Origin of the sequence: Streptomyces sp. NPDC059564 (genome assembly GCF_042735575.1) — a bacterium.
GTDB lineage: Bacteria > Actinomycetota > Actinomycetes > Streptomycetales > Streptomycetaceae > Streptomyces.
The window spans coordinates 1-12639 of sequence record NZ_JBHWBP010000223.1 but is presented as its reverse complement, the minus strand read 5'-3'; the positions used below and the strand labels follow the sequence as shown (position 1 = coordinate 12639).

Sequence of the window (12639 nt, the reverse complement as noted above, 5' to 3'; positions counted from 1 at the left end):
TGGCGTTGATTTTTGGCACGCTGTTGAGTTCTCAAGGAACGGACGCTTCCTTTGTACTCACCCTCTCGGGCTTTCCTCCGGGCTTTCGTTCTGTTGTTCTTGTGTCTCCGACTCTATCAGACTCTTTCGGGCCTGACCCCCAGTCAGCGGGGTTTGTCTTCCGGGCTGTTGGGCCCTTCCGACTCCTGAACTCTAGCGGATTTCCCCGGCAACCGATAATCGGGCCTTCGGAAATGAATTCGGGCACGCCGAATTCGTTCCCAGTGGGAGATCGTGCTGAGTAGGTTGCCGCAACGAGGCGGCGGGATTCGTTGACGTCAGAACCTTTCGGCTCTGGGACAACTCGAAGAACCTTACGGATCCACGGGGTCCGTGTCAACCCGGGAGGTCAGGCCCGGGACTGGAGGTCCTCGACGCGGTCCAGGAGGCGGGTGAGCATGTCGCCCAGTACTCCGCGCTCCGCCGTGGACAGGTCCTGGAGGAGGTCCTCCTCGAAGACCGTGGCCGCGCGCATCGCGTCGAGCCACTTGCTGCGGCCCTCGTCCGTCAGCTCCACGATCACGCGGACCCGGTTGGACTCGTCCCGCTCGCGCGTGACCAGACCCTCCGCCGTCATGCGGTCGATCCGGTGGGTCATCGCCGCCGGCGTGAGGCCCAGCTGCTTCGCGAGCTCGCTCGGGCCCATCCGGTAGGGCGCCCCGGAGATGACGAGGGCCTTGAGGACCTCCCACTCCGCGTTGCTGATGCCCAGGGCCGCGGTCTGGCGCCCGTACGCGACGTTCATCCGTCGGTTCAGGCGGCTCAGGGCCGAGACGACCTTCTCGACCTGGGGGTCGAGGTCCTGGAATTCGCGCTGGTAGACGGCGATCTGCTCGTCGAGGCTCGGCTCGTGGACGGGCGTAGTGCCGTCGGGGGTGTCACCCATGGTCCGAAGTATGGCACGAGCCCGTTGGCGTCTAACTCCTTCGGTGTGTACTGTTAAGGCTTGAAGTTTAGGTATGAAGTCTTCAGGCTTCAGGTCTCAAAGGCAGGTGAGAAGTGACCAAGGTGATGGGCGCTGCGATGCGGCGGATCCAGGCCGGCAACGCGCTGACCGCGTTCGGCATCGGTTTCACGGTTCCGTTCCTCTACATCTATGTGGCGCAGGTGCGAGGTCTGGGCTCCATGGCCGCCACGAGCGCGTTCGTGGCGTTCGCCCTGGGCGCCCTCGTCGCGCTGCCCTTCACCGGTCGGGTCATCGACCGACGTGGTCCGGTGCCCGTGGTCATGGGTGCGGCCGTGGCCGCGTCCATCGGTGCGCTCTCCCTCGGGCTCTCCACCGGCATCGTGCCGATCCTGCTGTCCGCCCTGGCGCTGGGCGCCGGGCAAGCCGTGATGCAGCCGGCGCTGGCCACGATGATCGTGTGGTGTTCGACGCCGTCCACCCGGACGCGTGCCTTCGCGCTGCAGTTCTTCATGCAGAACCTGGGCCTGGGTATCGGCGGTCTCGTCGGCGGGCAGATCGTCGACGAGAGCCGGCCCGGCAGCTTCACCCTGCTGTTCGGCATCGAGGCCGTGATGTTCCTGGTGCTGGCCGGGGTCATCGCCACCGTGCGGATGCCTCAGGTGGCGGGTCTCAAGGACGCCATGCCGCAGAAGGACGGGGCGCAGGCCGGTGGCAGCGCCTGGAAGCGGCTGCTGCGGCACAAGGCCATGGTCCAGCTGTGCGTGCTGGGCTTCGTGCTCTTCTTCGCCTGCTACGGACAGTTCGAGTCGGGTCTGGCCGCCTTCGGGACCGAGGCCGCGGGGATCTCGCCCTCGACCCTCGGGTTCGCGCTGGCCGCCAACACCGGTGCGATCGTCGTGGCGCAGTTCGTGGTGCTCCGGCTGGTGGAGAAGCGCCGGCGGTCCCGCGTGATCGCGCTGGTCGGTCTGATCTGGACGGTCGCCTGGGTGATCGCCGGGTTCTCCGGGCTGGGGCACGGCAGTGCGGTGATGGCCGCGGGCGCGTTCGTGACGACGTACGCCCTCTTCGGGATCGGCGAGGCGATGCTGTCGCCGACGCTGGCGCCGCTGGTGGCCGATCTGGCTCCGGAGGGCTCGGTCGGGCAGTACAACTCGGCCTTCGCCCTGGTGAAGCAGATGGCGCTGGCGCTCGGGCCGCTGGGCGTGCCGCTGGGGGCGGGGATTCCGATGCTCTACATCGGGGTCTTCGTGGTGGTCTCGCTGGGCATCGCCTGGCTGGCGCTGCGGCTCGGCAAGCAGCTGACGCCGGTGCAGGACAACCCGTCGCTGTCGCGGGTCGTGGCGCAGGGCGGGCCGGCCGTCGGCGCCGCCAAGGCCGCCGTTTCGGAGCCCGCGCACGTGTAGGCGTAAGTGGAGCAGTGCCGAGTGGTACGAGGAAGGCCCCGGTCGGTGGACCGGGGCCTTTTCGCGTGTGCGGTTACTTGTCGGGGAGGGCGAACTCGCACCAGACGGCCTTGCCGCCGCCGGGGGTGCGGCGGGTGCCCCAGGACGAGGCGATGGTGGCGATGATCGAGATGCCGCGGCCGGTTTCGTCGGCCGGTTCGGCGCGGCGGCGGCGGGGGAGGTGGTCGTCCCCGTCGGTGACCTCGATGATCAGGCGGCGGTCGGTGCGGCGCAGGCGCAGCCGCATGGGCGGGGTGCCGTGCTGGAGGGAGTTCGCGACGAGTTCGCTCGCGGCGAGGACGCCGAGGTCGCACAGTTCGGCGGGGAAGCGCCAGGAGGCGAGGACGCCCTGGGCGAAGGCGCGGGCGCGGGGGGCCGCTTCGACGCCGCCGAGGAGTTCGAGGGCGGCGTTGTGGAAGAGCTCGGCGTCGGCGCCGGTGCGGGCGGGCTGCTGGAGGACCATGACGGCGACGTCGTCGTCGTGGTCGGCGTCGACTCCGAGGGCGCGCATCAGGCGGTCGCAGACGACGGCGGGGGTGCCCTGGGCGCCGGCGAGGGCGCGTTCGAGGGTGGCGACGCCTTCGTCGATGTCCTCGCCGCGGCGTTCGACCAGGCCGTCGGTGTAGAGGACGGCGGTGGAGCCGGGGCCGAGCGCGATGGTGCCGGAGGTGTGGAGCCAGCCGCCGGTGCCGAGCGGTGGGCCGGTGGGGTCGGCGGCGCGGCGGACGGTGCCGTCCTCGTCGCGGACCAGGATGGGGAGGTGGCCTGCGGAGGCGTACGCGAGGAGGCCCTCGTTGGGGTCGTGGACGGCGTAGACGCAGGTGGCGATCTGGCTGGCGTCGATCTCGGCGGCGAGGCCGTCGAGGAGCTGCAGGACCTCGTGGGGCGGGAGGTCGAGGCGGGCGTACGCGCGGACCGCGGTGCGGAGCTGGCCCATGACGGCGGCGGCGCGGACGCCCCGGCCCATGACGTCGCCGATGACGAGGGCGGTGCGGCCGGCGCCGAGGGTGATGACGTCGTACCAGTCGCCGCCGACGGCCGCTTCGGTGCCGCCGGGCTGGTAGGTGGCGGCGACGCGGAGGTCGTCGGGCTGTTCCAGTTCCTGGGGCAGGAGGGAGCGCTGGAGGGTGACGGCGGCCTCGCGCTGGCGGCGTTCGCTGGCGCGCAGGCGGTCTACCGCTTCGGCGTGGTCGGTGACGTCGGCGAGGTGGACCAGGATCCCGGTGTGGTGGGGGTCCGGTTCGCCGTCGGCGGCGGCCTTGGGGAACTCGACGGGGGTGCAGGTGACGGTGTAGGAGCTGCCGCCGCCGGGGGCGGTGCGGTTCTTGGCCGTACGGGGCTTGCCGCTGCGCTGGACCTGGTCGAGGAGCGGGAGCAGGCCGAGCTCGCCGAGTTCGGGGAGGGCGACGTGTGCGGGGTCGCCGGTGCTGCGGGCGCCGAAGCCGGCGGTGTACGCGTCGTTGACGTAGGCGACGCGGTGCTCGGGGCCGTGGACGAGGGCGACGAGGGCCGGGAGCAGGCCGAGGACCTCCCGTACGGAGAGCTCGTCGAGGGCGGGTACGACGGGGAGCGGTGCCGTGCCGGTGCCGGAGACGGTGGCGTCGGCGGGGTTGGTGCCGTCGGGGGGCGTGACGGGGTGGGCGGCCGCGCCGCGGGCCGCCGGGACGGAGCCTTCACCCCGTTTGGCCTGGGCTGCGGCGTGCTCGTTCCGGGCGGCGGCGCGGCGCTGCGTTCCGGGAAACCGGGCGCTCCAGCGCGTGAAGTTCACTGCGTTCAAGCCTCGTGGTGTCGCAAGTGGTCGCTGTAGTCGCTCGTGGTCGGTCGCTGGGCGGTGAGGTCACTCTGTGCAGGCGTGAGCCCACCTATGGTCACACGTCCAGTGTGGCCGACCGCACTGACAACGTCAGCCCTGGCTGTCCTGCGGGGGGTCGGGGGTGGGGGCGGGGGGCAGGTGGTGGTGGTGGCCCCCTGCGGCGAGTTCGAATTCTGCCCTGGGGTGTTCGAGGGAGCCGAGGGAGACGATCTCACGCTTGAAGAGGCCGGAGAGGGTCCATTCGGCGAGGACGCGCATTTTGCGGTTGAAGGTGGGGACGCGGCTGAGGTGGTAGGCGCGGTGCATGAACCAGGCGGGGTAGCCCTTGAGCTTGCGGCCGTAGACGTGGGCGACGCCCTTGTGGAGGCCGAGGGAGGCGACGGAGCCGACGTACTTGTGGGCGTATTCGGTGAGGACCTCGTCGCGCAGGGCGGCGATCAGGTTGTCGGCGAGGCACTTGGCCTGGCGGACGGCGTGCTGGGCGTTGGGGGCGCATTCGCGGGCGGGGCCTTCGGCGCCGGCGGGGGCGGTGATGTCGGGGACGGCGGCGGCGTCGCCGGCGGCCCAGGCGTGTTCGACCCCTTCGACGGTGAGGAAGGCGGTGCAGGCGAGGCGGCCGCGTTCGTTCTTGGGGAGGTCGCTGGCGGCGAGGACGGGGTGCGGTTTGACGCCGGCGGTCCAGACGACGGTGCGGGTGGGGAAGCGGGCGCCGTCGCTGAGGACGGCGACGCGGTTCTCGCAGGAATCGAGGCGCGTCTCGAGGCGTACGTCGATATTGCGGCGGCGCAGTTCGCGGATGGTGTAGGTGCCCATTTCGGGCCCGACCTCGGGGAGGATCCGGTCGCTGGCCTCGACCAGCACCCATTTCATGTCCTCGGGTTTGATGTTGTGGTAGTACCGGGCCGCGTAGCGGGCCATGTCTTCCAGTTCGCCGAGTGCCTCTACTCCGGCGTATCCGCCGCCCACGAAGACGAAGGTGAGGGCGGCGTCGCGGATCGCGGGGTCGCGGGTGGAGGAGGCGATGTCCATCTGTTCGATGACGTGGTTGCGCAGGCCGATGGCCTCTTCCACGGTCTTGAACCCGATGCCGTAGTCGGCGAGTCCCGGGATGGGGAGGGTGCGGGAGACGGATCCGGGGGCGAGGACGAGTTCGTCGTACTCGATCTCGATGTCGCCGGTGCCCTCCTCGGCGGTGGCGAGGGTGGTGACGGTCGCGGTGCGTTTGGCGTGGTCGATGCGGCGGGCCTCGCCGATGACGATGCGGCAGCGGTCGAGGACGCGGCGCAGGGGGACCACGACGTGGCGGGGCGAGATGGAACCCGCGGCGGCTTCCGGGAGGAAGGGCTGGTAGGTCATGTAGGGCTCGGGTGTGACCACCGTGATCTCGGCTTCGCCGGCTCTCAGCTTCCGCTGGAGCCCGAGAGCCGTGTACATGCCGACGTACCCGCCTCCGACGACGAGGATGCGCGCGGGGGACGGTGTGCCGGGTGCGTCGCCCCGGGAGTTAGCAGCCTTCACCATCCCATGACGCAACGTGGCCGGGAGTTTGTCCACAGGCCCGGCACATTGTGTGACCGGTGATGATGCCGGGACGGCTCTGCCGGGGAGTCCGGATCGGGGTAAAGGTCCGCAGGTCAGGGCCATCGGAAGGGGTGATTCCGGCGGCTTGCGGCGGAAAAGTGGGGGTGGATGCTCCGATCGGGCGGTGCTCCGTCCGGGGCTGCCCCTTCTGAATTGACTCTGGCTCAACTATGTTCGTATCTCGTCGAGGAGTAGGACCAGGGCCCCATGACCGTGGCCCCCCTCGACTCGAAGGCGGGGAGTGTCTCCGGGGGGAGACAAATGATTACCGGGGGATACACATGCACATTTCCGATTTCCATGGTTCTGCCACCGCTCTGTCCTCGGACAGTGGCAGCCGCGTGATGGCGGGCGCGACGACCCACGGGATGGGCCGTTCCACGCCGCTGCGCGTCGACGCCCAGCGCAATCTCGAACACGTCCTGCGGGCGGCCCGCGAGGTCTTCGGCGAGCTCGGCTACGGGGCTCCGATGGAAGACGTCGCGCGGCGCGCGCGGGTCGGTGTCGGCACCGTCTACCGGCGGTTCCCGAGCAAGGACGTCCTGGTCCGGCGGATAGCCGAGGAGGAGACCGCCCGGCTGACGGAGCAGGCCAAGTCCGCGCTGGGCCAGGAGGAGGAGCCGTGGCAGGCGCTGTCGTGCTTCCTGCGCACCTCCGTGGCCTCGGGCGCGGGGCGGCTGCTGCCGCCGCAGGTGCTGCGGGTCGGCGCGGCCGATGAGGACGGGGCCGAGGACGAGGCGGCGGCGCGGGTGCCGCACCAGCGTCAGGCCGTCGTGGGCGGGGTTCCCGACCTGCGGGTCGTGGGCTCGCGGAACTCCGTCGAGGACGAGCCGGCGGAGGACTCCGGGGCGGGTGCGCTGCTGGAGGTCGTCGGCCGGCTGGTGGACCGGGCCCGGGAGGCCGGTGCGCTGCGGGCCGACGTCACGGTGGCCGATGTACTGCTGGTGATAGCGACCGCGGCGCCCGCGCTGCCGGACCCGGCGCACCAGGCCGCGGCTTCGGCCCGGCTGCTGGACATCCTGCTCGAAGGGCTGCGTTCCCGGGCGGTGTGAGCCGCGCGGAGCGTCCGGGGTGCCCTGGGTGTCCTGGGCGCTCCGGTCCGGCGGTCGCGTCGGGTGGGAGCTTCGCCGAGAGTCCCGTCCCTGCCCTGGTCGTTGCCGGGGCGGGGTGGGGCGGCGTCAACGGGGTTCCCTTCGGGGGTGGTCGCTCGAACGGGTGAGGGAGCGTTTTTTCGTGGCTCGGGGGTGTCATCGGGTCGCCGGAATGTGCCCGGACGGGTGGATGGTGCGGAGAGGAGACCGGGGCGGCTTCGCCGTGTGACACGCTGGATCGGTGTACCGGTCTGAGTGTGTCGTGCGGGGGCTTCCGCGATGAGCGTTGACGGGCGGGACGAGTCCCTCGGTGGATCCGCGGGTGAGGCCGGGGCGGGGAGTCTGCCCGCCCGGCAGGTGCCCGCCCAGCGCGAACCCGGTGGCCGGCACGCGGCTCCGGGTCCGGGTGCGGCTGAACTTCCGCCGTCCGACGCGGACTTGATCGCCCGGATGCGCGGTGGGGACGACGGTGCGTACGAGGAGCTGTTCCGCCGCCACTCCGGTTCCGTACGGCGCTACGCGCGCACCTGCTGCCGGGACGGGCACACCGCCGACGACCTGACCGCCGAGGTGTTCGCGCGGACGCTCCAGGCGGTACGGGGCGGGGCCGGACCGGACCAGTCGGTGCGGGCCTATCTGCTGACCACCGTACGGAGGGTCGCCGCCGCCTGGGCGAAGACCGCGCGGCGGGAGCATCTGGTCGAGGACTTCGCCCTGTTCGCGGAGCAGGCGGCCGCGGGGGCGGAGAGCTCGGGCGGGCTGGGCTCCATGTCCGGCGACGACACCCTTGAACTGGGCGCGGACGTCCGGGCGATGCACGAGGCGGAGCGGTCGCTCGCCATGCAGGCGTTCCGGAGCCTGCCCGAGCGGTGGCAGGCCGTGCTGTGGCACACCACGGTCGAGGAGGCCTCGCCGAGTGCGATCGCCCCGCTGTTCGGGCTGAGCGCCAACGCGACGGCGGTGCTGGCCAGTCGGGCCCGGGAGGGCCTCAAGCAGGCCTACCTCCAGGCGCACGTGAGTTCCGCGCTCAGTGCGGGCGGTGACTGCGCGCGGTACGCGGACCGGCTGGGCGCGTACGCCCGGGGCGGGTTGCGGATGCGGGCGGAGCGGGGGCTGCGCCAGCACCTGGAGGAGTGCGCCAAGTGCCGGCTCGCCGCTGGGGAACTGAAGGACGTCAACGCGGGCATTCCCGCGCTGCTGCCGGTCGCGGTCATCGGGTGGTTCGCCGCCGGGTACGCCGCCAAGGCGGCCGGGGTGGTGGCCGGTGGGGCGGTCGCCGCCGGTGGAGCGGGGGCCGCTGCCGCCGCCGTGGGCGGGTCCTCGGCCGGTGCCGGGGCCGCGGGGGCGGGTGCGGGCGCAGCCGGGGCCGCCGGTGGGACCGGGGGTGCCGGGGCGGGGGCCGGGGGTGCCGCCGTGTCCGAGGGGCTGGGGCTGCCGGCCAAGGCCGCCATCGCCGCCGGGATAGCGGTCGCCGCGGCCGCCGGGGTGGTGTTCGCCCTCGCCGGGGACGAGCCCGAACCGCAGGCCCAGGCGAAGCCCGCGCCGCCCGGTGTGGTGGCTCCGGCGGTGCCGAAGCCGTCGCCGCCGGCCCCGCCGGAGACCAGCGCGCCCGGGGCTCCGGCGCCCGCCGCGCGGGGATCCGTACCGCCCCGGCGTACTCCCGCGCCCTCCTCGCCGGCGCCCTCGGTTTCCGTGCCGGCTCCGGCTTCGAAGGCTCCCGTCCCGGTGTCGCCCAAGCCCACGCCGAAGCCCAGGCCTTCGCCGACTCCGGCGAAGCCCTCGCCTCCCGCGCCTGCGCCGCCGCAGGGGTTCCAGCTGGCGCGGCTCGGGCACTCCGTGTACGGGCGGCACACCGGGCCGGAGGTGGAGACCTGGCGCAGCAGCTGGGTGTGGCAGCGGTGGGGGCTGGAGGTCGGCGGCGAGCGGTTCGGGCAGGGCATCACCGTGAACTCCCGGTCCTCGGTGGAGATCACCCTCAACCGGCAGTGCACGAGCTTCTCGGCGCGGGCCGGGGTGGACGGGCTGTCGCTGCTGACCGACGGGACGCTGCGGTTCTCCGTCTACGGCGACGGGCAGCGGCTGTGGCGTTCGGGTGTGCTGGGGTACGGGGACGCCCCGGCGGACGTCCGGGTGCCGCTGGCCGGGCACAAGACGCTGCGGCTGGTGGTGGAGCAGGCCGGGCAGGGGCACCTGCCGACGCTGGCGAGCTGGGCGGACGCGGTGATCAGCTGCCGCTGAGCGGGGTGGGGGCGGTGGCGCTGGTGAGGTCCCCGGGCTCGGTGAGGGCGGTGAGTTCGGCGGCCACCTCGGCGGGGGTCAGGGTCCGGCCCTCCGCTTCCGCCGCGGCCTGGCCGGCCGCCCCGAGCAGGGCGCGGGTGCGGGCCGGGAGGCCCTCCAGGGCGGCCTCCTCGGGGACCGAGCGGGGATGGCCCGCGCGCCAGGAGGTGGCCGCCGCGAGGACTCGTACGCTCTCGGCCGGACGGTCGGCGTCCGCCAGCAGCAGGGACGCGGTCTCGGCGAGCGAAGCCAGGTAGCGCTCGGCGCAGCGGGCGGCGACCGCCGTGGCGAGGCCCTGCGCGGCCTTGGCGAGACCGGCCCGCGGGCCCTGTGCGCGGGCGGTGAGGACGGCCTCCACGGTGTCCAGTCCGGCGGCGAACTGCGGGGGTCCCGTGGCCTCGGCCGAAACGGCGCGGGCGCGCTCGCACTCGGTGCGGGCGCGGGCGGTGTCGCCGCGCTGGAGGGCGAACATCGCCGAGAGGAGCCGGGCGAAGGCGGCGGCGTCGTAGACCCCGCCCTGCCGTTCGGCGTCCTCCTCGGCCTCCGCGAGCAGCCGCTCGGCGCCGTCGAGGTCCCCGGCGCAGTAGGCGGCCTCCGCGATGCGGGCGGTGGCGAAGGGCGTCTCGGTGTGGGCGCCGACCTCGCGGGCCAGGCGCAGGCACTCCTCGTACTCGGCGCGGGCGTCGTCGTAGCGGCCGTGCGAGAGGGCGAGCTCGCCGGCGGCGCTGGCGACCTGGGCGCGGGTCCAGCGGTCGCCGACGCGGGCGGCGATCCGGCGGAGTTCGGCGAGGTCGTCGTCCACGGTGGTCAGGCCGCCGGTCAGGTCGATGGCGGTGTGGGCGCGGAGCATGAGGACGACGCCGAGTTCCCAGTCCCCGCCGAGGCGGCGGCAGTTGGCGACGGCGGCGTCGAGGTCGGCCTGGAAGACGGGGGTGTCGCCGGTGAGGAAGCCGATCGCGGGCCAGAGCATTCCGGGGAAGCGGGTGGACTCGGGCGAGCCGTGCCGGAAGACCTCGCGGAGGCGGGCGGCGAAGGCGCGGTACTCGGGGGTGCGGAAGTGGTCGCCGTGCTTGATCTCGGCGAGCAGGAACATCTGGAGGACCCGCAGGCGCATGAAGTTCCAGTACGCGGGCGAGCCCTCGGGCGGGTCGACGGGGGTGCGGGCGAGGACGCGGCCGAGCCATTCGGTGCCCTCGGCACGGTAGTTGCGCAGCCACCAGAACCAGCCGAGGGCGAGGGCGAGGCGCTGGGCGGCATCGGTGTCGGCGTCGGTGTCGGTGTCGGCGGAGGTGTCGCCGTCGGTGTCGGCGGAGGTGTCGCCGTCCGTGTCGGCCTCCGGATCGGCGGGGCCGTCGAGCGTGGTGTCGAGCGCCGAGCGGAGGTTGTCGAGCTCGGTCTCGACGCGCCGGATCCAGGGGAGCTGGGCCGCGGAGCGCAGGAGGGGTTCGGCCTCCTCCGCCAGGGCGAGGTAGTACGCGGCGTGGCGGCGGGCGGTGGCGCGTGCGTCGGCCGGGTCGGCGGCGGCGCGCTCGGCGGCGTACTCGTGGATGGTTTCGAGCAAGCGGTAGCGCATGCCCGCCGTGTCTTCGTCGGGTTCGGCGAGGACGAGGGACTTGTCGACGAGGGACCCGAGGACATCGGCGACGTCGAGGCCTTCTTCGCGTGCGCAGACGGCTTCGGCGGCGACCAGGTCGCAGCCGCCCGCGAAGACGGACAGACGGGTGAGGACCGTGCGTTCGGGGGCGTCGAGGAGGTCCCAGGACCAGTCGACGACGGCGCGGAGGGTCTGCTGGCGCGGCAGCAGGGTGCGCGCCCCGCCGGTCAGCAGCCGGAACCGGTCGTCGAGCCGGTCGGCGATCTGCCGCGGGGTGAGCAGCCGCAGCCGGGCGGCGGCCAGCTCGATGGCGAGGGGCAGTCCGTCGAGGCGGGCGCAGATCTCGGCGACGGCGTCGGGATCGTCGGCGGGGGTGAAGCCGGGGCGTGCGGCGGCGGCGCGGTCGGCGAAGAGCCGGTGCGCGGGGGCGGGCGGCAGGGGTTCGACGGGGCGCAGGAACTCCCCGGGCACGCCGAGGGGCTCGCGGCTGGTGGCGAGGATGCGGACGCCGGGGCAGTGCGTCAGCAGCCGTTCCGCGAGTTCGGCGGCGGCGCCGATGACGTGCTCGCAGTTGTCGAGGACGAGGAGCAGGCGGCGGTGCGCGCAGTGCTCGACGAGGAGGTCGGCGGGGTCGGCGGCGGGGGTCTTCTCGCGGGCGACGAGGGTGTTCTCGCGCAGGCCGAGGGCGCTGAGGACGGCGCCGGGTACGGCGGCGGGGTGGTCGAGGCGGGCGAGTTCGACGAGCCAGCCGGATTCGGGCTGGTCGGCGGCCGCGTGCTCGGCGAGGCGGGTTTTCCCGGAACCGCCGGGTCCGGTGAGGGTGACGAGGCGGCAGCGGGCCAGGTCACCGGCGAGGGTGGCGAGTTCGGGCTCGCGGCCGACGAAGGAGGTCAGGCGGGGGCGGAGGTTGCCGCGCGGCTGCGGGGGCGGGGGCGGCGGCGCGGGCTGGAGCAGCTCCGCGTGCAGGGCGCGCAGCCGGGGGCCGGGGTCGGTGCCGAGGTCTTCGGCGAGGGCGCGCCGGGTGCGCTCGTACGCGGCGAGCGCGTCGGCGGGGCGTCCGGCGGCGCGGAGTGCGCGGAGCTGCTGGGCGCGCAGTTCTTCGTCGTACGGATGCTCCTGGATCAGCGCCTCGATCTCGGGCAGGAGCGCGGCCGGTGCGGTGGCGCCGCAGCGCAGGTCCGCCTCGACGCGGTCGCGCGCGGCGCCGGTGCGGCGGGCCTCGGCGGCGGCGGCGAGCGAGGTGCGGGCGGGCTCGGGGAGGTCGGCGAGGGCGGGCCCGCGCCAGAGCGCGAGGGCGTCCCGGAGGGTTGCCGCCGCGACGGCGGGGTCGGCGGTCGGCGCGGCGAGCTGCGCGGTGCCGAGGGCGGCCAGCCGGGTGAAGCGGTGGAGGTCGACGTCGTCGCGGGCCGCGGCCAGGCGGTAGCCGCCGGCGGGGTCGGCGCGGACGCTGTCGCGGGCTCCGAGGGCGCGGCGCAGCCGGGAGACGAGGGCCTGGAGGGCGGCGGGGGCGTCCTGGGGCGGGTCGTCGCCCCAGACCTCGTCGACCAGGTCGGCGACGGGGGCCGCGGCGGGGGCGCCGGCGCGGAGGGCGAGGGCGGCGAGGAGCGCGCGCAGGCGGGCGCCGCCGAGGGGGAGGGGGGCGCCGGTCTCGTCACGTGCCTCGGTGACGCCGAGGATGAGGTACCGCACCGTGCAATTCTGCCCTGCCCCTGCGGGGAGCGGGTCGGAGTTTCCCGGGGGCCGCCCTGGGGGCGGCCCCCGGGCCCGGGCGGATGCTGTGCGTGCGTATGCGCGGCGCCGTTGCCGGGGGGCGGGGCCCCGGCCCCCCCCCCGCCCACCCCCCCCGCGGCCCGCAGCAAGTAAAAAAAACCAGCCCACAACCCAACCCACCCCAC

At 73.8% G+C, this 12639-nt stretch carries 7 protein-coding genes; 3 read left to right on the top strand and 4 right to left on the bottom strand.

The annotated features are described in order from the left end of the window. Positions 1 to 388: 388 nt before the first annotated feature. Positions 389 to 925 carry a MarR family winged helix-turn-helix transcriptional regulator gene (locus ACFV0Q_RS28650; protein ID WP_385009251.1) on the bottom strand — a complete coding sequence of 179 codons (537 nt, stop codon included), beginning with the start codon at positions 923 to 925 and terminating at the stop codon, positions 389 to 391. A 125-nt stretch (positions 926 to 1050) separates the two neighbouring features. Between ACFV0Q_RS28650 and ACFV0Q_RS28645 the strand changes: the two genes are divergently transcribed. After that, positions 1051 to 2349, top strand: a complete 1299-nt coding sequence (locus ACFV0Q_RS28645) for an MFS transporter (protein WP_385009253.1) — start codon at positions 1051 to 1053, stop codon at positions 2347 to 2349. 73 nt (positions 2350 to 2422) lie between these two features. On the opposite strand, the gene ACFV0Q_RS28640 is transcribed toward ACFV0Q_RS28645, so the two are convergent. After that, positions 2423 to 4156, bottom strand: a complete 1734-nt coding sequence (locus ACFV0Q_RS28640; RefSeq protein WP_385009252.1) for a SpoIIE family protein phosphatase — start codon at positions 4154 to 4156, stop codon at positions 2423 to 2425. Positions 4157 to 4291: 135 nt separating this feature from the next. Then, a complete protein-coding gene (locus ACFV0Q_RS28635; protein WP_385009250.1) occupies positions 4292 to 5722 on the bottom strand; it encodes an NAD(P)/FAD-dependent oxidoreductase in 1431 nt (476 codons plus the stop codon). A 341-nt stretch (positions 5723 to 6063) separates the two neighbouring features. On the opposite strand from ACFV0Q_RS28635, the gene ACFV0Q_RS28630 reads away from it, so the two are divergent. Next, the gene (locus tag ACFV0Q_RS28630) at positions 6064 to 6834 is read left to right on the top strand and encodes a TetR/AcrR family transcriptional regulator (RefSeq protein WP_385009249.1); all 771 of its coding nucleotides are present in this window, start codon (positions 6064 to 6066) and stop codon (positions 6832 to 6834) included. 318 nt (positions 6835 to 7152) lie between these two features. Then, entirely contained in the window at positions 7153 to 9111 is a 1959-nt protein-coding gene (locus tag ACFV0Q_RS28625) for a sigma-70 family RNA polymerase sigma factor (RefSeq protein ID WP_385009248.1), read from the top strand. On the opposite strand, the gene ACFV0Q_RS28620 is transcribed toward ACFV0Q_RS28625, so the two are convergent. Continuing rightward, a complete protein-coding gene (locus ACFV0Q_RS28620) occupies positions 9098 to 12433 on the bottom strand; it encodes a BTAD domain-containing putative transcriptional regulator (protein ID WP_385009247.1) in 3336 nt (1111 codons plus the stop codon). The two genes, ACFV0Q_RS28625 and ACFV0Q_RS28620, sit on opposite strands and share 14 nt — an antisense overlap. Positions 12434 to 12639 lie beyond the last annotated feature (206 nt).

Bases quoted from the DNA above. Each gene is read 5' to 3' on its own strand.
- ACFV0Q_RS28625 (WP_385009248.1), top strand. From the start codon at position 7,153: ATGAGCGTTGACGGGCGGGACGAGTCCCTCGGTGGATCCGCGGGTGAG.
- ACFV0Q_RS28645 (WP_385009253.1), top strand. From the start codon at position 1,051: ATGGGCGCTGCGATGCGGCGGATCCAGGCCGGCAACGCGCTGACCGCG.
- ACFV0Q_RS28635 (WP_385009250.1), bottom strand. From the start codon at position 5,722: ATGGTGAAGGCTGCTAACTCCCGGGGCGACGCACCCGGCACACCGTCC.
- ACFV0Q_RS28650 (WP_385009251.1), bottom strand. From the start codon at position 925: ATGGGTGACACCCCCGACGGCACTACGCCCGTCCACGAGCCGAGCCTC.
- ACFV0Q_RS28630 (WP_385009249.1), top strand. From the start codon at position 6,064: ATGCACATTTCCGATTTCCATGGTTCTGCCACCGCTCTGTCCTCGGAC.